We start from the raw sequence: 18529 nt of genomic DNA on the forward strand, positions 1-18529 counted from the left end.
TGTGCCAAAGGACATTTAAGCAGATATTCTCCGGCGTTTCGCTGGGCTTTGGTGCTCGATCCAGTGGTTTATCTCATCGCGGTTATACATGATTGGGCTGTTTTGCTTAGGTGCCATATCAGGGGCAACATGGCGATAATGCTTTCCCTCCATCCAGGTAGACCGGCGAGCATGCTGAATCATGTGCTTTGACATGCCGGTTGAGCCAGCCGCCAGTTCAGCATGAAGATATCGAGCTAACTATCAGCACCGAGAACTGCGAAACGCATGGCCCCTTTGAATGCAGGACCAGGCATTTCTTAAACTCAGTCGTGAAAATTCCCCCGCGCCCAAGCTTCTGCCCTGAATGCCTCAAAGAGGAGTTAGGCCGCTTGCAGGCGGAAAGAATTAGCATCAACGAAGCAGCCCGCAAAAGAAACATCGAGCGCCTGCTGGATGGACTGAGCATCCCGGCCAGGTTTGAATCCTGTTCACTGGAGAATTATGAACCGGTGAACGAAGAAGCGAAACGCGCCCTGAAGGTCTGTCAGGCATACGCCAGCCGCTGGCCTGAGCGTTTGCAGAAGGGTGGCGGCCTGGTGATGTGTGGCAAGCCTGGGACCGGCAAGAACCACCTCGCATTGGCTATCGCCCGGCATGCAATCACCGAGCACCAAAGCTCAGCTGTGTTCACCACCGCGCTGAAAATTGCCAGGGAGTACAAGTCAACCTGGTCGAAGGGGTCAAGCCGTACTGAAGACGAAGTGATCCGTTACTTCACGAAGCCAGACCTGCTGATTATCGACGAGGTCGGCGTGCAGTTCGGAAGCGACGCCGAGAAGTTGATCATGTTCGAAATCATCAACACCCGTTATGAGCGGATGAAGCCAACCATCCTGATCAGCAACCAGACCCGGGAAGAACTGGCTGCATTCATCGGCGAACGTGTTCTTGATCGCATGAGCGATGGAGGCGGGTGCACTCTGTCATTCACGTGGGATTCTTACCGTTCTAAGGGGGCAGCATGACCATAACAATTCGTGGGCAGATTCTTGCAGCCCTGCGTAATAACCCGGGCCTGAATAGTGCTCGCATTGCCACCATGATCGGCATGACCACCAAAAAGATTTCCGGCCCGTTAAGCACATTGTTTGCAGACGGCCTGATCGAGTTCGAAGGCAAGCATGGCCAGCGGCTGTATCGACTGACCAACTACGGCATGAAATACGCACCGGAAACCATACCGGCCATGCCGAAGGGTAATTCGAAGCTGGTGCAGCGCACAGAGACGAACGTTATCTGCCAGGAGTGCCGGAACAGTCAGGCGATGAAGCGAGTATTGATGGTTTGGGGGAGGGTAGGGGTATGAAAATTTACATCGCAGGACCAATGACGGGTTACGAAAACTACAACCGTCCGATGTTTAACGCAGTAGCACAGCAGATGTTATCAGGAGGTCATGTGGCATTAAATCCGGCCACGCTCCCGGATGGTTTATCTCAGCGTGAGTATATGGACATCTGCCTGGCGATGCTTCGCTGCGCCGACGCCATTCACATGCTGCATGGGTGGCAAGAGTCGGAAGGTGCCGTCGCTGAGCATGCCATGGCTAAAAAGCTGGGAATTAAAATTTCTTACCAATTTGAAGGAGCTGCCCAATGAGCAACATCGACAAACGCGCATTACGGGAAGCTGCTGAGAAGGCTGGTAGCGATAAGTGGCAAGCCAAGAAAATAAATGGCGACTTCTACGTCATTCGCAATGGTAGTTATGAAAAGCAGCATGGCTTCACATCGTATCAACCAATAGCGGAAATTGAACACAAACCAGTCAGGGATTTTGTTGCCGCGGCCAATCCCGCCACCGTGCTGGCGCTGCTGGATGAGCTGGAAGCCGTAGGCAAGAGGATTGCTGAGCTATCACACCATCTCCAGTGCGCGCACGGTTTTATCGAACATACAGAGGCTTTTGGCTACGAAGCCTCAAACGGGATTCTGTGCTGTGGTGATGCGCAGTGGAATATTGATGCGTCTAAATTGGCACTGGCCGTAGCCGGTAAAGGAGAGTGAGCATGTCTAAATTTACAAATGTACACGACCTGTTAACTGCTTATCAAAAACAGGCTCGTAAAGTGCCCGCAAAGGGCGTTTATGCATCAAAACAGCGGCGTGATGAAGTACAGGCCGCGCACGCAAGAAAGGTAATTCGTCAGCGTAAACGCTCTGTTGGGAAGTCCAACAAAATAGGCGGGCGTCGCCGGGCTGAAGTGCGGGCAGCGCTGATTTGCGAAATGAATTTTTTGGCTCTGGTGTGTCGTTCAAACCGTAAAAATGCCGCTAAAGTGGAGAGCTAACCCATGATCACACTTACCAAAGAATGGCTCCTGAAAACAATCGCGGAGCTTGAAGAAGAGCGTGATGCGACGCCCGGCACAGTAAACGAAGACGCTGCAAAGGCGCTGGCTGCGATGAAGCTGGCGCTGGCATCGATCGAAGTGGAGCCTGTGGCGTGGCTACTGTCAGGCGGCGGCGCAAAAAACAACGTCAGCTTCGATAGTGGCAATGCTTACGTCGACCCGCTGCGAGAAGTAACGCCGCTTTACACCGCCCCGCCAGCACCGGTATCTATGCCTGATGAATCCGCGATATTCGATGCGGCGATTGATATCTGTCGCAAGTCTGATGCGATTGACGAGCACGTATGGAATCATGGTGTACTGGCGGTGATGTCTGCTTTCAGCGACTGTCGCGCCGCCATGCTTAAGCACTCTGAGCCATTCATAGTAACGAGCGATCATCGCATGATGGAGATGCCTCAAGTTGAGGCTATCAACGCTGTCACCGCCATGCTTCAGGGTGCCGAACCTGTAACGACGGCTAACAAGTTGCCGGCGATTGGTTGGCTACGTGCTGACTATCAGGATGATAATCGTGGTCTGCGAGGTAATGCTCCACTGTTCGTGTTGGGTAAAAAAGACCCTTCAACGGTGTGGGGGCTGGATTACATCCCGCTTACCAGCAACTCTCCGGTGATTCCGGATGGTTGGGTGGCTTGCAGTGAGCGGATGCCAGGCATCGGCACTGAGATATTCTATTTCTGCCAGGATGATGGCCTGAGAGATTGCGGGATTGTTAGTTCATCAAATTTCAGCGGCAAAGGCGACGCAGAACTCTACGTTCATGCAGAAGGCTATGATCTACGTTTGGGCGTAGATATAACCCACTGGATGCCACTGCCAGCAGCACCACAGCAGGGGGGGGTTCTTTTTAATGTATTTGTTATAGTCCTTTATAGGTAACAATGATTCTCAAATCACGACCTATAGCATTGAGAGAGTCGTTAACGAGGACATAGTCTTTTCTGGGGGTGATATTGCTCGCCCCTTCCAAAGTACTCGCTATAAGATTCAGGTTTCTCGATGCTTTAATTATGCTTTTATGCTGAGGAAGTAAACGTAATTTAACGAAAGCGCCATATAGGGGGACCGCGTTAGATTTTGAAAGCAGTAGGGCCGAAGCGTGCTTTATTTCGTCAATCACTTCATTACTGGCGCTTAAGTTAATAATCTTGTTTTGCTCCCGTAAAAGAATTGCTGAGACCATCCCCAACTGCTCTTTGAAAGAGAGGTAAGGGTCCAAGATGCCCTTTACAAGAATGTGACCCGTCACAAAGACACAAACACCAGTAATGATAGTGGTAAATACCACGATGCTCATATTTCACCAGGCTAATTAGTTATTAGTGCTGACATGGTAATCCAGACATTGCCCATGAGGCGAGATGAATTATTGAATTTGTGTTAGGGTTTGGAGCCTAAGGTAATCCCCTCGGAAAGAATGCAGGTAGCTAGAAAGGTAAGTGTATTAAAAACAAAAGTTTGCAAACGATTTTCTCCCCGCGTTGATTTCCAATAATCATCCAGCCATAATCATGTCATCGGAGCCTGAACAACTCCGGTGACTTCTGCGCATTTAAGGGGACTTAAATGCGACCACAATCTGAACTCCTCACCTTGTCACAGATGCAGAAATGCACCTGCGATTTTCTTCATTCTGCGGTTTCCGTTAAGGAGGCCGTATGATTCTCCCAGTAGACGGCATCAAACTCCATCGCGGCAACTTCGCGGCCATAGGCCAGCAGATTCAGCCATTGCTGGATGCCGGGCAATGTTTCCGCCTTCAGGTTAAGCCATGGCGAGAGAAGCGCAGCCTGTCGCAGAACGCTCTCAGCCACATGTGGTACACGGAAATCAGCGAGTACCTGGTTAGCTCCGGACGTACCGACGCGACTCCGGAGTGGGTTAAGCGCAACCTCAAGAAAACCTATCTCGGCTGTGAAGAGGTGACCTACACCGACTTCATCACCGGTGAGAAAACCACGACCTGGGAGCCACGCCACACCGCCGACCTCGATACAGGCGAAATGCATATCTTCCTGGTGAAGGTTGAAATGTGGTGCGCCCAGTTCGGTCTGGCCCTGACAATTCCGAACGGTTGCGAATACCAGCAGCTGCGCGATAAGCAGGAGGCCTGATGTCAACTCCACTTTCCCGCGTCATCACAAACGAAATCTTTCGCGTTCCGGCGCGCCGCAAGCGTAAGCCTGAGGTTAAGCCGTCCGATATCCCAACATTGAAGGGCTACACCGCCCGCCTGGTGGATCAGAAATGGCTGCGTCTCGCTGCACGGAGGAACCATGCGTAAACCATCCCGCCGTAAGTGCAAAGTGTGCGGTGAATACTTCGTGCCGAAATTCCATGACATCCGGATCCGCTGGTGCTGCCCGGAACATGGCGCAATCCTCGCAATGGAAGAACGCGAGAAGGAGAAGGTGAAAGCCGCCGCTAAGCGCATCAAGGAGCAGAAAGAGGCAGAGAAGGCCGGGCGCAAACGCCGCAAGGAACGTCTGGCAGAGCTACGGCCTGCCGGTTACTACAAAGCGCAGGCTCAGCAGGCATTCAATGCCTACATTCGCGCGCGTGATGCCGATTTGCCATGCATCAGCTGCGGTGAGACTAATCCTCCCGATCTGCATGGCGGCCAGTGGGACTGCGGCCACTTCAAAACAGTCGGTGCTAACCCTGAACTGCGCTTTGAAGAGCGCAACGCCCATAAGCAGTGCAAGTCGTGTAATGCCGGAGCCGGAAAGTACACCGCCAAAGAGGCGACGGTCGCGCAGCAATACGAAGCTGGCCTGGTCGCTCGTTACGGTCAGGAATACGTCGACTGGCTCAAAGGTCCCCACGACATGACCAACTACCGCCGGGAAGACTTCATCCGGATCCGCGATGAGTACCGCGCCAAGCTCAAAGCACTCAAACAGCAGGAGGCAGCATGAAGCCAGAAACGATCGAGATACTCCGAGCGCGCTGGCAGCGCCTCCGGATTTACCGCCGCCCGGGCTCCGTGCTGGTGGATTACCGCATTCTCCGTAACTTCGTTCGTATCTATCACCCAGTAGGAGCCGCACAATGAACAGTCAGCAACTGGAATACTTACGTCAGCAGCTCATTGTGGCGACCGCAGATCTGAGCGGGGCTACGAAAGGGCAGCTGGTAGCTTTCGCCGAGAACGCGCAATTCACCGCGACTGCGCGCAGCAGGGGACGGAAAAAGGTATTCGACAAAGATAAGCAGCGTATGGTCAACCCTGAAGGCCCGCCGATGAGCGGCAGCCAGTCCCGCGCAAAGGGCTCATCCATCGCGCTGGTGGGCCCAGTTGAGTTCGTGACCGCATCCTGGCGCCGGGCTGTCCTGTCGCTGGAGGACCACCAGAAAGCTTGGCTGCTGTGGAACTACAGCGAGAACGTTAGCTTTGAGCACCAGGTGGCGATCACTCAGTGGGCGTGGGCGGAGTTCCGGGAGAAGCTCGGCGCGAAGAAGGTGGCCGGCAAGACGATGGACCGCCTAAAGAATCTAATTTGGCTGGCGGCGCAGAACGTCAAAGCGGAGCTAGCGGGTAAGGATGTGTATCAGCACCAGGACCTGGCGGCTCTGTGCGGCGTTAAACCTGATAACTGGTGCCATAACTACGCCGACTACTGGCGGGCCATGTGCGCCATCTTTAAGCGGCTTGATGGCGACTCTCTTCTCTGCACTGTGAGAACACGATCACAACAAAAGGCGACTTTTTCGCGGCAGGGTATTGCAAAAGTCAATTAAATAGCATACATTTCATGTAAATCTGATATCGTTGCCATAGCTTCGTAGGTCGACAAAGAATTAAGAGCCTCGCCATCGTGCGGGGCTTTGTTTATTGTGCTTTATGTAAACCAAGTAGTCTTTAAAAGTTAAAAATCATTTTTAACTTATGTAAAATGTGGCCTCCAGTTAAAACAGAGAGGCCTCATCATGAAGAACTTCCAGCTTTACGTTGGCGGCACTAACAACATCACCTATCGTTACGAAATCAGAAAGGTGGATGATGCTTTTAGTGTTCGAATATTTAACGTCATAAACAAAGTGCACAAAGAGGTTGGTAGCAAGTCACTTCGTTTTGTGTCAGCTCATGATGTCATTGATGAGTGCACATCGCATTACAGGCGACACGCTGAAGGCTTCAAAGGCTTTATACGTGGGCTCATGATGCGGTGAAGGTGAAAACCAACAAACAGGTCGCTCAGGCGGCCTTTTTTGTATCTGCACAACAGGAAAGAGCATTGGCGTGAAGGGCTCATAACCCAACCCACGCAGCAGCATGGAGCGCCAACGAAATGCTCAGTGCTCTGTCCGTTGTGGTGTAACTTAATTCCCGCTTGCGGGTTGAATGGGTAGAGTAACGCATCAACTGGCATAGCCAGCAGGTCAGGCATGATGCTAATGCTGAACCTGAGTATCGGTTCGAGTCCGATCGCCACACACTAAACCCAGCCAGGGTATTTACAGCCAGAGAGCCAACATTGCCTTACCCTCACATTGCCAGCCTGTCGCTGGCTTTTTTATTTTCAGGCTCCGGGAACCATCATCGACACGCCTACTTGTTAAATCGCCCCGAGGGCCTGAACCAACTACACACGGAATAAATATGTCTGAGACCTTCACTATCGTAGGCGTTGGTCTTACATCGTCATCAGTCGGTGTAACCTTTGCCACGCTGTTTCCGGAGGCGACTCCAGCAGTGATGCTCGGATCACTCGCCGGAACTGCGCTATACGTTCTGACCTCAGATCCCCATCAACTCTGGAAGCAGGCTATCTTTGCGCTGATATCGTTTATCAGTGGCGTGTTCTTCTCCGTTCCCATGGCGAAAATCATGGCCGGAATCATCAACACGCCGTTAAGCCTGATGAAGCCACCGGCCAGCATTGAGGTATCGCCAGCTGTCGGTGCAATTGTCACTGCTTCCATTTCCGTGGCAGTCCTGCTGCGTATTCTCCGCAAATCCAAAAGCGGGAAGATGCCGGGGCTGGGGGAGGAAGATAAATGACATGGCAGCTTCTTCTGATGGATGCAAACGCCATAGTTTGCCTGTTAATCATGGTCAGGCTGATGTTTTTCCGGAAGGAGGGAAAGCGTCATCGCCTGAGTGTCGCGGTGCTGGCCTATCTGGTCATCCTTGCCGCCGGATTCAATGCCTTCAACATTCTGCTCGGCCACTACGTTCAGGTTAACCTCGGCGATCTGCTGCTTAACTCCGTCATCTGCATGGCGGTTTGGCTGGCGCGCGGTAACCTGGCGAAGGTCGTTATAACGGAGTAGTCCATGCAAACCAGCGAAAAGGGGATAGCCCTGATAAAGCAATTCGAAGGCTGCAAACTCACCGCGTACCAGGACAGCGTCGGTGTATGGACGATCGGCTATGGCTGGACTCAGCCTGTCGACGGCAAACCAATCCGCGCCGGGATGACGATTAAGCAGGAAACAGCAGAACGTCTGCTGAAGACCGGGCTGGTCAGCTATGAAAACGATGTGTCCCGCCTGGTTAAAGTCGGCTTGACTCAGGGGCAATTCGACGCCCTGGTGTCGTTCACGTATAACCTCGGATCCAGGTCATTGTCGACATCGACTCTTCTGCGAAAACTCAACGCCGGTGATTACGCTGGCGCCGCCGATGAGTTCCTTCGCTGGAATAAAGCAGGTGGCAAGGTCCTGAATGGGCTGACCCGTCGGCGTGAGGCGGAGCGCGCTCTGTTCCTGTCATGATCGGCGCGCTGGTCAAGCGCTACTGGTTGCAGTTGCTGGTGATGGCGTTAATCGGTGTGCTGGCGTTCTTGGTGAACCACTACCGCGACAACGCCGTCACCTACAAAGACCAGCGCGATAAGGCGACGGTCCGTGCAGAAACATCGGAGGTGATCACCAGCAACGTGATCACCACGATGAACCTCATCCGTGACATCTCACAGGCTACCAAGAATGCAAAGAACGAACTGGCTCAAAAGGGCGAGACGCGCATCGTCTACATCAGGCAGGCGCTTGAAGGCGATCCGTGTGCTAACCAGCTCGTTCCTTCTGCCGCTGCTGACAGCCTGCGGGAATACGCAGACAGTTTACGTGCCAGCCCCAGTGGTGCCGATAAGCGCTGACCTGACCGCAGACACACCGATCCCCGGAATGGTGGTTCCGTTCACATGGCAGGCAAGTCTCGAGTTAAACGCTCAGCTCTACACGGCGCTGGGGCAGTGCAATCTGGATAAGGCAGCAATCAGGAAAATCGAATCATCAAGAACCTCGCAATAGCGGGGCTTTTTTATGCGCATCTCACGCGCACATCAACGAGAGCCTTTCAGTAAGCGAGCCTGAGAAAAGCCGTTATAGGTGGCGACCTCTCTCGGGCGGCTTTTCTGTGAGACAGGCTCACTTTCTAAAAGGTAAAGACGCTATGAATAATCCGTCAGTTATTCCGGCCTTCGACTTCCGCGAAATGGTCACGACCCTCGACAACAAGATAATCACCACATCACTCAAGGTGGCGGATTACTTTGGCAAGCGACACAAAGACGTTTTGCGTGCCATACGTAACCTGAAATGCTCCGATGACTTCACCCAGCGCAATTTTGCGCCCATTGATTTCATTGATAAAAATGGCGATGTTCAGCCTATGTATAACATCACTCGCGACGGATGCATGATGCTAGTGATGGGATTCACTGGCAAAACAGCTGCCGCAGTGAAGGAGTGTTACATCAATGCCTTCAACTGGATGGCCGAGCAGCTAAACCGGCGCATGGCGATGGGTGAAGAATTGCAGCATCGCTACGCCATCAAAGAAACGCGCTCAAAGCTGAAAGGCACGATCGGAAGCCGTTTGATGAACGAGCGGAAGAAAGAAAAGCGAGTTCTGGAACTCGAGCATGAGCACATCATGCAGGTGACGCAACCAGAACTTTTGGCTGGTAACTATTTTAAACCGTAAATGGAATAGTTAAATGGTGTAACATTATCTCTCTTGATAAGGAGGGTTAATGTCCGGATCACTATCAACCTCAGTTATATCCTTCCCATGGCGAGATATTATTACGCCAATCGTAGGGCTTGTTGGTGCATTTGGCGGGGCGCTTCTTGCCAATCATTTCGCCGATGAAAGATGGCAGAAACAAGTCCAATATGAGGCGAGTAAGGAATCTTCGAAAGTTGTCAGGGATAAAGGTGAGGAGTTATACACTCTCTGCTGTCGCTGGGAGAAGATGCTGTTTCTGATCCAAATGGCTCAGATAAGGTATATCAAGAGCCAGCGTGAGTGGGATGGATTCAATGATTACATCAATACTATATCGCTCGGCCCTGGAGTTTTTGATCGTTTAGAATCCTTGTTGCACATCTATTTTTATGAGCTTACCCCGCGCATTGGATTGATTCAGTCTGAGATGAAAAAATGCAATGAACTCTACGAAAAGTACCGTAGGGGTTTAATCACCGATGTCGAAGAAAGCTCAAGGATTATTAACCAGTCCTCAATAGATTTAGAAGAGCATATGCTAATCATGAAAGAACACATTAGAAATAAGCTGAAGATTTGATTTAACCGCCTCCGGGCGGTTTTTTATTGCCATCACCATGGGCAGACCCATCGTAATGGCTTTATGCAAAAGCTCTGGCGCTGGTATGTAATTACTTTGCTAGTAATGCCTCGGCTATGTAATCCCAACGGTCAAGATACTGCCCCTCATCAGCTTTGCTTATTTTGAATAGGGGGGCACTGTGATGCCAGGTGGCATGGCTGGCGACTACTTCGCTCGGAACGATGAAAACTTCGGGAAAGGTTTTATTGGCTATATCTTCAGACATATTGCAGAACACGTAAAAGAAATCAGGAGAGGCAGCAGGCATGTGCTTGCCGACCATCCATTGACGTGGCTGGCTTCTTGCCCAAGAGCCTTTAACCTGAATACTGATACTCTTTGAACCGTCAATAGTGGCAATTATATCTACAGCGCTAGAACCACTCGTTGTTAGTGCTGCGGATATTCCCAGGCGTGACAGCATATAGGCAATGAAGTATTCACCTGCATCCCCAGCGCTTTTAGAAGAGCGTTTAACAATTTCTGACATACTCAATCCTTTGGAATAAAACATGGCACTCACCGACAAACAAGAAATGTTCTGTCGCGAGTACCTCATCGACTTAAACGCCACGCAAGCGGCTATTCGGGCGGGGTACAGCGCAAAGACAGCTAACCGCACTGCGTCCGAAAACCTGTCAAAACCTGACATCCAGTCCAGAATTGCCGAACTTAAAGCACAACGCAATGATCTGGTTGGTATAAATGCGACTTACGTCCTGAATCGTCTCGTTGAGATTGACCAGATGGACGTGCTCGACATCCTCAAAGACGACATGAGTCTGAAGCCAGTAAGCGAGTGGCCTTCATCCTGGCGGAGATATCTTAGCGGCTTCGATGTGGCTGAGATGTTTGAAGGCCGCGGGGAAGAGCGTGAGATGGTCGGGCTTCTCAAGAAAATTAAGTGGCCGGATAAAGTCAAAAACCTCGAACTGCTTGGGAAGCACATAGATGTAATGGCTTTCAAAGAGCAGGCCACTCATGAGCATACAGGCAAGAATGGTGGGCCAATCGAAATGGCTACACTGACCAAAGAAGAGTATAAGGCTGCCCGGCGGGAGATGTTGGAGGATGACGACTGCTGAGCAAAAGGCTTACGCCCGTAAGGTTGAATGCGAAGAGGACGGGCTCTATTACGCTCGTTACTTCTTCAAGCAGCGCACCGGCGGAAAGATGATTGTCGCGCCTCACCACAAGGTGATTCAGCAAACGCTGGATCGCGTCATTGATGGTGAGATTCAGCGCCTGATCATCAACGTCCCGCCTGGGTACACGAAGACGGAGCTGGCAACCATCAATATGATGGGGCGCGGACTGGCGCTGAACTGCCGGGCCCGCTTCATGCACCTGTCCTACTCGCACAACCTGGCACTGCTGAACTCCTCAACCGCGCGCGGCATGATTAAGTCGCAGGCCTACCAGTCAATGTGGCCGATGGTGCTGCGCGATGACGCTGACAGTAAGGCGATGTGGTGGACTGAACACGGTGGCGGCGTTTACGCGTCGTCAGCTGCCGGACAGGTTACCGGATTTCGTGCCGGACACATGGAGCCGGGCTGGCAGGGCGCGCTGATTATCGATGACCCGGTTAAGCCAGATGACGCTTACTCAGAGATCGTCCGCGACGGGGTCAACAACCGCTTTAACGAGACAATCAAATCACGACTGGCGATCGAGACGACGCCGATGATTGTCATCATGCAGCGGATCCATTACCACGACCTGAGCGGCTATCTTCTGCGGGGCGGGAGTGGTGAGAAATGGCATCACCTGAATCTGCCGGTGATTATCGACAGTAGTCAGCCATACGCAGCGCAGTACCCTGAAAACTCACACGCTATACCGATTGACCACGGCTTACCTGATGGCTGGCTTTGGCCGTTCAAGCATAACGAATCGCACCGTATATCCCTGTTTTCGCACCGGCGAACCGCCGAAGCGCAGTACATGCAGAAGCCTCGCAGGTTTAACGCTGAAGGCGCTCTGTGGACAGAGGGGATGATAAGCGCGGCACGCGAGCTGCAAATTCACCACGATAAGGTTCGCACTGTCGTGGCGATTGACCCACAGGCAACAAACAGCGATGAAAGCGATGAAACAGGCATTGTTACTGCCAGCTCATATGGTGCCGGTGACAAAAAGCAGTTCTCTGTGGATGGCGATTACAGCGGCAAATATTCACCAGCTGGATGGGCCAAGAAAGCCATATCGGCTTATGAGCAACACGAAGCAGACGCGATAGTCATTGAGACGAACCAGGGCGGCGACATGGCGGAGGAGACACTCCGCAATGCCGGGTTCAAGGGTCGCATCATTCGTGTCCATGCCAGCAAAGGTAAGTATGCCCGCGCGGAGCCGATATCGGCGCTCTACGAACAGGGGCGAGTGGCAAATCACGGCAACCTCTACGTGTTGGAAAACCAGTTGATGGAATACATCCCCGCCACCGCGAAGAAATCACCTGACCGCCTCGATGCGATGGTTTACGCACTGACTGAACTGAATGGATCGCAACCTGTGGGGATGATGATTCCGAAACGCCTTCGCTAACCAAACGGACAAACCATGACTGACAAATTAACTCTCGCCGTCAACCATGCGTTGAATGATGCGCGGATGGCGCGCGCCCGTATGGGGATGCTGGCCCCAACAATGGGGCTGGACAATAAGCGCCACTCAGCATGGTGCGAGTATGGCTTCCCTGAACAGGTAACCTACGAAAATCTCTATGCGCTCTATCGCCGCGGTGGCATAGCACACGGCGCAGTAGAGAAGCTGGTGGGCAAGTGCTGGCAGACTAACCCGGAAATCATCGAGGGTGACGATGCCGACGAGAGCAAGGATGAGACGGATTGGGAGAAGAAGACCAAAAAGGTATTCACAAAGCGCCTTTGGCGGGCTTTTGCTGAAGCAGACCGCCGCCGCCTGGTCGGTCGCTATGCTGGTATCCTGCTGCACATCAATGACTCCAGAAAGTGGGACCAGCCGGTTGTTCGTGGGAAGTCACTAAAAAAGGTTACGATCGCATGGGCCGGTTCGTTAACTGTCAGTCAATGGGTAACTGACGAGAATTCGGCAGACTACGGTCAGCCAAAGCAGTGGAAATACGTTGAGAGCCTGCCAAATGGCGGGACGAATCAGCGCTTTGTGCATCCTGATCGCGTCTTCATCTTGGGCGACTACCCGACATTCAGCTCAATATATGGAACGGAGACACTGTGCAGCTCCCGTCGCGCTACCTCATTGCGACAGTGGAGGAACTGGACAGTCAACTATGGACGGTCAACAGCATCAAACCGAACACAGACAACACGGTATCTCTGACCGTCGCGGAGTACAGCGACGCCATCTACCAATAAGAACCGCCCCCGACCAACCGAACCCGGCCACCGTGCCGGGTTTTTTTATGGAACTAATATGACTACTCAACCTACCAATTTGCCTGTCCCAAGCGAATCACCGCGCGATCTGAAGTTTAACGCCGGGAAAATTGATGAGTTCGTTACATCACCTGCTCATAAATACACTGACAGGTTTGGTAATCAGCACTGGACAATTGCTGGCATCAATTACACAGCATCAACGGCTATTTCAAGCCTCGGGTATATCACTCTTGATAGCTTCGAAGATGGGAATAATCTTACGCTTCCTAATCAGGTGCTACGCTATGAGGCTACCGGCGAATATTATCGTTGGGATGGCGAGTTACCAAAGAGCGTAGCACCTGGCTCTACGCCGGAAACATCAGGAGGAATCGGACCTGGTGCATGGCTTAGCGTAGGCGATGCATCACTAAGAACTGATCTTGCCAGCGGTGAAAAGGCAAGTCTGGTCGGCTACGGCTCATCTACAGTAAAAGATGCTCTTGATTCGGTTGTAAATAAACGTGTCCTTTACTTCTCCCGATTCGGTACGCTGCAATCTTTGCAGTCTTACATCACATCTAATAACCTAAAAAACGTTGAAATTATTTTTGACCAGGTTGTGAACTTTGGCCCAGGTAGCGGTGGCTTAGGTACGATCGTAACCCTGAGCAATATGGACTGGCTTGAAATCCGCGGACTGGTTATCAGGGACACCCTGCTTTACTCCGGTGCATTTGACCTGACGCGCGTGTTCGACCTGACGAATATCACCAATCTGGTGTTTGAAGTGGATGCATCTTCCACCCTTGAGTATGTGGGTGATGATAAGCGCGGACTGACCCCACTGCGCCTGAATGGATGCGATAACTTCACATTTATCGGTAAGACTAGCAAGTGCTATCAGGGTTACGAATGTACTAATGTAAAAAATCTCTATTCTCGTAGTGTAAATAATGACACCCGCTACCCTCATCTTATGAGCAATATAGGGTTGGTAGATATCAATACAAAAAACAATGGATGCCGCAGGGATTTCTTCCTTCAAAATAACTGTTCTGGTGGACAGATCACTGTCGACGCCGTTGACACCCAACAGGGTACCCCCATAAAGATGTATTTCTTTAATGGAAATATGGATAATCAGGTTAGTAATTTATATGTTAAGTATAAATATCGGAGCACAGGGCGATACACACTTCCTTATCGTGTAGCACCAATATGGTTGGATTGGGGGTGGGACAGCTCAATAACAGAGCCACTTATCTCAGGAGTGATGCGAAATATCACAATAGATTATGATGTTGTTGGTGGGAATTGGGGGAGTGTGATAGGTACTACTAAAATGATTGATGAAACTTCAGGGGATATGACCCCAAGAGGCTACACATACTCAAATATAGTTATCAAAGGAAGAATTGAGCTCGGCGGCGGAGATGCGTCCAATCAAGCATTTACTTTTAACTACAATGATGGGAATAATTGGGTAGCCGGTGATAACATTACAAATTTCTATTTAAAAGATCTTGTGGTGAGAAAAATAAATGGGGGTGCATTGTATTTAAATGCCAATCAATTACTAGGCGCAGTAAATTCCCCAGATCAAATTGTTATTGATAATGTATCATCACCAGAAATGACCCTTAATTCGTCGTCTTATGGGGATAAGGTACTCTTCAGAAATTGTTACCTAAAGGATTATACAACAATCAATGCCGTTCAGAATGCATATCAATCACTATCATCGTCAGTTTTGATAAATAAATCATCCTCAGACGCATCTAGCTTTACCATTGGTACCATGAGCACATATAGAACAATATGCATGCTAGAGATAACAATTAGAGCGACATCACCAGCATCGGCATCGACAAATACTTGGGGAGGGGTTATCACTGGTCAGTTACAGCAAGGATCCACGCCAAGCACTCCGACATTATCTGGAGCAACAACTAAATATTATGGTGTTGGAGTAGCGATGACTCCATCTGTTAGATGTGAAACTGACGGAAGGATTATTCTAACTTTAGCTGGTTGGGAGTCACTGGAGGCTTTTGTTGCTGTTGACGTGGATATGTCTTATATAGAATATTCTGGCGGCTCTTACAAAGCACCTAAAGGCTTAGTTTCAACTAAGTTTACAATAGCATCATGAAAAATAGAGCCCAATAGGGCTCTATAACTACATTTCAATTTTTCTACTAATAGCTTCCCATACTTTCTTCGCAGTGCTTTTATTGAAGTGTAAATAATCAGAGTAAAGTATCTCCCCACTTTTAGTTACAGGGAAGCATTTATCCTTCTCACATATCACATCATTTACTGAAACTACATTGACGTCACTAGGTGAATTTGTTTTTATAAAGTTGTTCATTTTATCAGATGCAGATCTACCTCTTACGCTAACCATATTATCCCTACAAACGAGCGGAAGATATGATGGTCTAGCAACGCATGAAAGTGTGCCTGACACCCCACCTGAACCATTTGCACCAAGTATAACTGTTAGCTTGCTAGGTATTTCTGAGTTTATTCTTTCAATATTCTTAACCATGAAAGATTGGTAATCTTCATCATTGTTAAAGTGAACTTGTTTACCTGACATTTCACCCATGACATTTCTGTAACCAAGCCAACTCTGCGCATATATTAATGGTAATTTTGTTTGCTTTGCCATGCTGATAGCATCTTTATACGCTTTGTTGCATTGCATTCCTGGGTTACCATTCCACAATCTTGAGTATGACTCAGACATAAAACACCCGTCCTCAAAGAAAGCAACTGCTGATTTATTTCTAGCTTTCAAGTCTTCATCAATTGCTAATGCATATTGCCTAGCAATGCTATCTCCAAGTATTATGATAGATGGTTTTCTGGAGGCATCTCCCAGAGAAACCCTACCTTGAGGTGTATTGCCACCACCAAAGTTAGCATCGTGGTATTTCTTTGCATCAGAGAAGCTCAATGCGCTCTTATCTGATACCCTAAACGGAAAACCACCATATAGATACGCTGAAGAAAATGAAGCTAACACAAGGATAAGAGCTGATGTTCCAGCTAGCGTTCCTCTACTTAGTGATAGTATATTTATTTTCCTGAATTTATTCTCAATAATGTTATACATAGCGTATCCTGCCACTATTGAAACAATAACAATTGATACCTTTTCAGTTAGATCTAAAGGTCTGAATACCCAATATTTATAAATAACTAGTATAGGCCAGTGAATAAGATATATTGAGTATGATATTATCCCTAACCCAACTGATAGTCTATTATTAACAACAAAACCTGATATCTTTGAATTTTGAGAGATAATGCATAGCATCGCACCAAAAACCGGAATCATTGCATTTAATCCGGGGAATTTAGTGGACGAGGTAAAGTATATTGAAGGTGCTATTATGGCAGCCAGACCAAATAGCATTGTAACTTCTTTAAATGAATTGTTTAATTTTATTTTTTTAGATGCAAAGTAAGTAAGGCCACCGAATGCAAGTTCGAAAGTCCTAAACGGCATTAGGTAATAACTATCGACAGGGGAGTTTACAGTTGCCCATTGCGATGCCGCCAAAGATGATAACGCCACCACCCCAATGACATATGGGACGATTTTTCTATTTATTAAAAAAGACAACGATAAGATAACTGGCCATATGATATAGAACTGTTGCTCTACAGCAAGCGACCAAGTATGAAGCAAAGGGTTGATTTCTGAAGAGTTATCAAAATATCCAGCCTTACTAGCAAAAAAAATGTTAGACGCTGAAAATATTGAATATATTGCTGACTTTGATACTTCTGCAAACTCAGAAGGAGTATAAACTAGGAAGCAGCCAATAAATACAATGAAAAGAGTAAATATAAGCGCTGGATAAAGCCTTGATATTCTGGAGCAAATAAATCTGATAAAAGAAAATGATTTTTTATCTAACTGGCTGAATATTATCCCTGAAATTAAATAGCCAGAAATTACAAAAAAAACGTCAACTCCAATAAAACCACCTGGAATAGACTCAAATCCTGCATGAAAAAGCAAAACAAGTAGTACTGCAACAGCCCTTAAACCATCAACTCCGGGCTGGTAGGTGGATGAGTTAGTTTTTGCGGTTGATGAGAAAACACTCATTTTTTATCCATTTTAGTAATTAGAAAAACTGGTAGGAGTTTAGCATTTGAGAAGCTTCTGATCAGCTATTGATCGACACCGCCCACTCATGTGGGCTTTTTGCTATCCGCATATTAATCGATACCGCCGATCGATAATACTGTATGTATATACAGTAACTATCGGAGGTGAGTATGGGATTCCCGAGTCCAGCTGCTGATTACGTTGAAAGTCGCCTGTCACTTGATGAGGCGCTTATTCAGAAACCTGCTGCTACGTACTACATGCGAGCGGGTGAGACTATCTACAGGTGCGGCATCATGAAAGATGCGCTCCTTGTCATCGATTCATCGCTTAAGCCATGTGACGGATCGCTGCTAATCTGTGACTGCAACGGTGAGTTTAAAGTAAAGAGGTATCGCACATACCCGCAGCCGCATCTGGAGAATGTGGCGAATGGGAGAAAAGAGAGGTTACCTGGTAACGATGAAGGCATCAGTGGGGCGCTACCAATATTCGGGGTAATCACGTACATCATCAACGATGCGCGTTCTGGTGAGTTCGACGACTTCCCGGTGATGGGGCATGGGTGGGACATAAAGTTACCGCGAAACGACGTTAGTTCATTGCACATGACAAATCGTATCGCGGCAACATAGCAGAAGTTACCGCACATCAATCCAACATCAAGCCACTTCGTTAAAAGACTTAATAGTCTCCAGATGAAGATCGCCTGAAGTACCGGATTTCCCAGGAAAGGGATCAGAGTAATGACGTCATGACTGCTTAACGAGCTGCCGATCCCCAGCATAATCCCGCAAAAAGAGAGAAGCGCCACGGGCAGCATAAAGGTTTTACCCAGTTGCTGGAAAAACTCCCACAGCGATATTTTTTGTGCTGCTTTCGTCGTCATAAAACGACTCCTTAAAGGGTAGAAAGAGATTTAACGACCTCGATGGGGCGAGAAGATAAAACGTTTTATCAAACTTTAGTGCGCGCTAAATCACATTCTCAGGCTTTTACTGGTAGTATAAAGATAACGTATTGATAAAACGTTTTAGCGTTCTCATTATCAAGGAGT

The 18529-nt window shown here is 49.1% G+C and carries 25 protein-coding genes and 4 pseudogenes; 24 read left to right on the forward strand and 5 right to left on the reverse strand.

Annotated features, from left to right (window positions below; all coding sequences use genetic code 11):
* Positions 1–15: 15 nt before the first annotated feature.
* The gene (gene xisR / locus BFV63_RS22555) at positions 16–195 is read right to left on the reverse strand and encodes an excisionase family protein (RefSeq protein WP_080471841.1); all 180 of its coding nucleotides are present in this window, start codon (positions 193–195) and stop codon (positions 16–18) included.
* Between xisR and BFV63_RS09805 the strand changes: the two genes are divergently transcribed.
* The 6 genes from BFV63_RS09805 to BFV63_RS23030 are packed head-to-tail and all read left to right on the forward strand — an operon-like array spanning position 189 to position 3277.
* Positions 189–1007: an ATP-binding protein gene (locus BFV63_RS09805; RefSeq protein WP_069597514.1), complete on the forward strand. Its 819-nt coding sequence runs from the start codon at positions 189–191 to the stop codon at positions 1005–1007. The genes xisR and BFV63_RS09805 overlap by 7 nt on opposite strands.
* On the forward strand, positions 1004–1348 hold the full coding sequence (locus tag BFV63_RS09810; RefSeq protein ID WP_058686191.1) for an ArsR/SmtB family transcription factor: 345 nt from the start codon (positions 1004–1006) through the stop codon (positions 1346–1348). The genes BFV63_RS09805 and BFV63_RS09810 overlap by 4 nt, the downstream gene beginning before the upstream one ends.
* Positions 1345–1641, forward strand: a complete 297-nt coding sequence (locus tag BFV63_RS09815; protein WP_017693170.1) for a DUF4406 domain-containing protein — start codon at positions 1345–1347, stop codon at positions 1639–1641. The genes BFV63_RS09810 and BFV63_RS09815 overlap by 4 nt, the downstream gene beginning before the upstream one ends.
* Positions 1638–2048, forward strand: a complete 411-nt coding sequence (locus tag BFV63_RS22560) for an ead/Ea22-like family protein (protein WP_081329667.1) — start codon at positions 1638–1640, stop codon at positions 2046–2048. Before BFV63_RS09815 ends, BFV63_RS22560 begins: the two co-directional genes overlap by 4 nt.
* Before the next feature lie 2 nt (positions 2049–2050).
* Positions 2051–2332, forward strand: a complete 282-nt coding sequence (locus BFV63_RS09825) for a hypothetical protein (RefSeq protein WP_069597515.1) — start codon at positions 2051–2053, stop codon at positions 2330–2332.
* A 3-nt stretch (positions 2333–2335) separates the two neighbouring features.
* Entirely contained in the window at positions 2336–3277 is a 942-nt protein-coding gene (locus BFV63_RS23030) for a DUF551 domain-containing protein (protein ID WP_069597516.1), read from the forward strand.
* Here BFV63_RS23030 and BFV63_RS09835 read toward each other — a convergent pair.
* Positions 3258–3695: a hypothetical protein gene (locus tag BFV63_RS09835; protein WP_048981893.1), complete on the reverse strand. Its 438-nt coding sequence runs from the start codon at positions 3693–3695 to the stop codon at positions 3258–3260. The two genes, BFV63_RS23030 and BFV63_RS09835, sit on opposite strands and share 20 nt — an antisense overlap.
* Positions 3696–4056: 361 nt before the next feature.
* Here BFV63_RS09835 and BFV63_RS09840 point away from each other — a divergent pair, with 361 nt between their 5' ends.
* The 12 genes from BFV63_RS09840 to BFV63_RS09890 all read left to right on the forward strand — a co-directional run bounded on the left by BFV63_RS09840 (position 4057) and on the right by BFV63_RS09890 (position 9936).
* Positions 4057–4512, forward strand: a complete 456-nt coding sequence (locus tag BFV63_RS09840) for a YbcN family protein (RefSeq protein ID WP_069597517.1) — start codon at positions 4057–4059, stop codon at positions 4510–4512.
* Entirely contained in the window at positions 4512–4682 is a 171-nt protein-coding gene (locus tag BFV63_RS09845) for a NinE family protein (protein WP_045340912.1), read from the forward strand. The genes BFV63_RS09840 and BFV63_RS09845 overlap by 1 nt, the downstream gene beginning before the upstream one ends.
* Complete coding sequence (locus tag BFV63_RS09850) at positions 4675–5316, forward strand: recombination protein NinG (protein ID WP_045340914.1); 642 nt, start codon at positions 4675–4677, stop codon at positions 5314–5316. Before BFV63_RS09845 ends, BFV63_RS09850 begins: the two co-directional genes overlap by 8 nt.
* Entirely contained in the window at positions 5313–5453 is a 141-nt protein-coding gene (locus BFV63_RS23035; RefSeq protein WP_045324601.1) for a YlcG family protein, read from the forward strand. The genes BFV63_RS09850 and BFV63_RS23035 overlap by 4 nt, the downstream gene beginning before the upstream one ends.
* Entirely contained in the window at positions 5450–6139 is a 690-nt protein-coding gene (locus BFV63_RS09855) for a bacteriophage antitermination protein Q (protein WP_069597518.1), read from the forward strand. Before BFV63_RS23035 ends, BFV63_RS09855 begins: the two co-directional genes overlap by 4 nt.
* A gap of 862 nt (positions 6140–7001) precedes the next feature.
* Positions 7002–7403: a putative holin gene (locus tag BFV63_RS09865; protein WP_001514183.1), complete on the forward strand. Its 402-nt coding sequence runs from the start codon at positions 7002–7004 to the stop codon at positions 7401–7403.
* Positions 7400–7675, forward strand: a complete 276-nt coding sequence (locus tag BFV63_RS09870) for a phage holin family protein (protein ID WP_001514184.1) — start codon at positions 7400–7402, stop codon at positions 7673–7675. Before BFV63_RS09865 ends, BFV63_RS09870 begins: the two co-directional genes overlap by 4 nt.
* A gap of 3 nt (positions 7676–7678) precedes the next feature.
* Complete coding sequence (locus BFV63_RS09875; protein ID WP_045892348.1) at positions 7679–8119, forward strand: lysozyme; 441 nt, start codon at positions 7679–7681, stop codon at positions 8117–8119.
* Positions 8116–8502 (forward strand): DUF2570 family protein, encoded by a 387-nt coding sequence (locus tag BFV63_RS09880; protein WP_045892349.1) that lies wholly within the window; start codon positions 8116–8118, stop codon positions 8500–8502. Before BFV63_RS09875 ends, BFV63_RS09880 begins: the two co-directional genes overlap by 4 nt.
* Positions 8486–8656, forward strand: coding sequence for an Rz1-like lysis system protein LysC (lysC, locus tag BFV63_RS23560; protein ID WP_418744671.1), 171 nt, complete (start codon positions 8486–8488; stop codon positions 8654–8656). The genes BFV63_RS09880 and lysC overlap by 17 nt, the downstream gene beginning before the upstream one ends.
* A gap of 142 nt (positions 8657–8798) precedes the next feature.
* Positions 8799–9332, forward strand: a complete 534-nt coding sequence (locus BFV63_RS09885) for a Rha family transcriptional regulator (RefSeq protein ID WP_045332076.1) — start codon at positions 8799–8801, stop codon at positions 9330–9332.
* A gap of 49 nt (positions 9333–9381) precedes the next feature.
* A complete protein-coding gene (locus BFV63_RS09890; protein WP_045892351.1) occupies positions 9382–9936 on the forward strand; it encodes a hypothetical protein in 555 nt (184 codons plus the stop codon).
* Positions 9937–10027: 91 nt separating this feature from the next.
* Here the strand turns inward: BFV63_RS09890 and BFV63_RS09895 are convergent, their stop codons facing one another.
* Entirely contained in the window at positions 10028–10468 is a 441-nt protein-coding gene (locus BFV63_RS09895) for a hypothetical protein (protein WP_032617987.1), read from the reverse strand.
* 22 nt (positions 10469–10490) lie between these two features.
* Between BFV63_RS09895 and BFV63_RS09900 the strand changes: the two genes are divergently transcribed.
* The 5 genes and pseudogenes from BFV63_RS09900 to BFV63_RS22575 all read left to right on the forward strand — a co-directional run bounded on the left by BFV63_RS09900 (position 10491) and on the right by BFV63_RS22575 (position 15495).
* A complete protein-coding gene (locus BFV63_RS09900; protein WP_023296432.1) occupies positions 10491–11063 on the forward strand; it encodes a terminase small subunit in 573 nt (190 codons plus the stop codon).
* Positions 11050–12528 carry a phage terminase large subunit family protein gene (locus tag BFV63_RS09905; protein ID WP_060614618.1) on the forward strand — a complete coding sequence of 493 codons (1479 nt, stop codon included), beginning with the start codon at positions 11050–11052 and terminating at the stop codon, positions 12526–12528. Before BFV63_RS09900 ends, BFV63_RS09905 begins: the two co-directional genes overlap by 14 nt.
* Before the next feature lie 15 nt (positions 12529–12543).
* Positions 12544–13161: pseudogene (locus BFV63_RS09910) on the forward strand (anti-CBASS protein Acb1 family protein); the annotation flags it as partial.
* Positions 13158–13337, forward strand: a pseudogene (locus BFV63_RS23565) (hypothetical protein); the annotation flags it as partial. The pseudogenes BFV63_RS09910 and BFV63_RS23565, both read left to right, overlap by 4 nt.
* Positions 13338–13395: 58 nt before the next feature.
* Positions 13396–15495: a tail fiber/spike domain-containing protein gene (locus BFV63_RS22575; RefSeq protein WP_081329668.1), complete on the forward strand. Its 2100-nt coding sequence runs from the start codon at positions 13396–13398 to the stop codon at positions 15493–15495.
* A gap of 27 nt (positions 15496–15522) precedes the next feature.
* Here the strand turns inward: BFV63_RS22575 and BFV63_RS22580 are convergent, their stop codons facing one another.
* Complete coding sequence (locus tag BFV63_RS22580; RefSeq protein WP_081329669.1) at positions 15523–17469, reverse strand: acyltransferase family protein; 1947 nt, start codon at positions 17467–17469, stop codon at positions 15523–15525.
* 173 nt (positions 17470–17642) lie between these two features.
* Here BFV63_RS22580 and BFV63_RS23380 point away from each other — a divergent pair.
* Positions 17643–18029 (forward strand): annotated as a pseudogene (locus BFV63_RS23380) (HumD family translesion DNA polymerase); the annotation flags it as partial.
* A gap of 137 nt (positions 18030–18166) precedes the next feature.
* Here the strand turns inward: BFV63_RS23380 and BFV63_RS22585 are convergent.
* Positions 18167–18361: pseudogene (locus BFV63_RS22585) on the reverse strand (PTS sugar transporter subunit IIBC); the annotation flags it as partial.
* Between the last annotated feature and the right edge of the window lie 168 nt (positions 18362–18529).

Origin of the sequence: Enterobacter hormaechei subsp. xiangfangensis (assembly GCF_001729785.1) — a bacterium.
In the GTDB taxonomy this organism is placed as follows: domain Bacteria; phylum Pseudomonadota; class Gammaproteobacteria; order Enterobacterales; family Enterobacteriaceae; genus Enterobacter; species Enterobacter hormaechei_C.

What these genes read in the sequence shown, in the direction of transcription:
- xisR (WP_080471841.1), bottom strand. Translation starts at nt 195, where the DNA reads ATGTCAAAGCACATGATTCAGCATGCTCGCCGGTCTACCTGGATGGAG.
- BFV63_RS09810 (WP_058686191.1), top strand. Translation starts at nt 1,004, where the DNA reads ATGACCATAACAATTCGTGGGCAGATTCTTGCAGCCCTGCGTAATAAC.
- BFV63_RS09815 (WP_017693170.1), top strand. Translation starts at nt 1,345, where the DNA reads ATGAAAATTTACATCGCAGGACCAATGACGGGTTACGAAAACTACAAC.
- BFV63_RS22560 (WP_081329667.1), top strand. Translation starts at nt 1,638, where the DNA reads ATGAGCAACATCGACAAACGCGCATTACGGGAAGCTGCTGAGAAGGCT.
- BFV63_RS09825 (WP_069597515.1), top strand. Translation starts at nt 2,051, where the DNA reads ATGTCTAAATTTACAAATGTACACGACCTGTTAACTGCTTATCAAAAA.
- BFV63_RS23030 (WP_069597516.1), top strand. Translation starts at nt 2,336, where the DNA reads ATGATCACACTTACCAAAGAATGGCTCCTGAAAACAATCGCGGAGCTT.
- BFV63_RS09835 (WP_048981893.1), bottom strand. Translation starts at nt 3,695, where the DNA reads ATGAGCATCGTGGTATTTACCACTATCATTACTGGTGTTTGTGTCTTT.
- BFV63_RS09840 (WP_069597517.1), top strand. Translation starts at nt 4,057, where the DNA reads ATGATTCTCCCAGTAGACGGCATCAAACTCCATCGCGGCAACTTCGCG.
- BFV63_RS09845 (WP_045340912.1), top strand. Translation starts at nt 4,512, where the DNA reads ATGTCAACTCCACTTTCCCGCGTCATCACAAACGAAATCTTTCGCGTT.
- BFV63_RS09850 (WP_045340914.1), top strand. Translation starts at nt 4,675, where the DNA reads ATGCGTAAACCATCCCGCCGTAAGTGCAAAGTGTGCGGTGAATACTTC.
- BFV63_RS23035 (WP_045324601.1), top strand. Translation starts at nt 5,313, where the DNA reads ATGAAGCCAGAAACGATCGAGATACTCCGAGCGCGCTGGCAGCGCCTC.
- BFV63_RS09855 (WP_069597518.1), top strand. Translation starts at nt 5,450, where the DNA reads ATGAACAGTCAGCAACTGGAATACTTACGTCAGCAGCTCATTGTGGCG.
- BFV63_RS09865 (WP_001514183.1), top strand. Translation starts at nt 7,002, where the DNA reads ATGTCTGAGACCTTCACTATCGTAGGCGTTGGTCTTACATCGTCATCA.
- BFV63_RS09870 (WP_001514184.1), top strand. Translation starts at nt 7,400, where the DNA reads ATGACATGGCAGCTTCTTCTGATGGATGCAAACGCCATAGTTTGCCTG.
- BFV63_RS09875 (WP_045892348.1), top strand. Translation starts at nt 7,679, where the DNA reads ATGCAAACCAGCGAAAAGGGGATAGCCCTGATAAAGCAATTCGAAGGC.
- BFV63_RS09880 (WP_045892349.1), top strand. Translation starts at nt 8,116, where the DNA reads ATGATCGGCGCGCTGGTCAAGCGCTACTGGTTGCAGTTGCTGGTGATG.
- BFV63_RS09885 (WP_045332076.1), top strand. Translation starts at nt 8,799, where the DNA reads ATGAATAATCCGTCAGTTATTCCGGCCTTCGACTTCCGCGAAATGGTC.
- BFV63_RS09890 (WP_045892351.1), top strand. Translation starts at nt 9,382, where the DNA reads ATGTCCGGATCACTATCAACCTCAGTTATATCCTTCCCATGGCGAGAT.
- BFV63_RS09895 (WP_032617987.1), bottom strand. Translation starts at nt 10,468, where the DNA reads ATGTCAGAAATTGTTAAACGCTCTTCTAAAAGCGCTGGGGATGCAGGT.
- BFV63_RS09900 (WP_023296432.1), top strand. Translation starts at nt 10,491, where the DNA reads ATGGCACTCACCGACAAACAAGAAATGTTCTGTCGCGAGTACCTCATC.
- BFV63_RS09905 (WP_060614618.1), top strand. Translation starts at nt 11,050, where the DNA reads ATGACGACTGCTGAGCAAAAGGCTTACGCCCGTAAGGTTGAATGCGAA.
- BFV63_RS22575 (WP_081329668.1), top strand. Translation starts at nt 13,396, where the DNA reads ATGACTACTCAACCTACCAATTTGCCTGTCCCAAGCGAATCACCGCGC.
- BFV63_RS22580 (WP_081329669.1), bottom strand. Translation starts at nt 17,469, where the DNA reads ATGAGTGTTTTCTCATCAACCGCAAAAACTAACTCATCCACCTACCAG.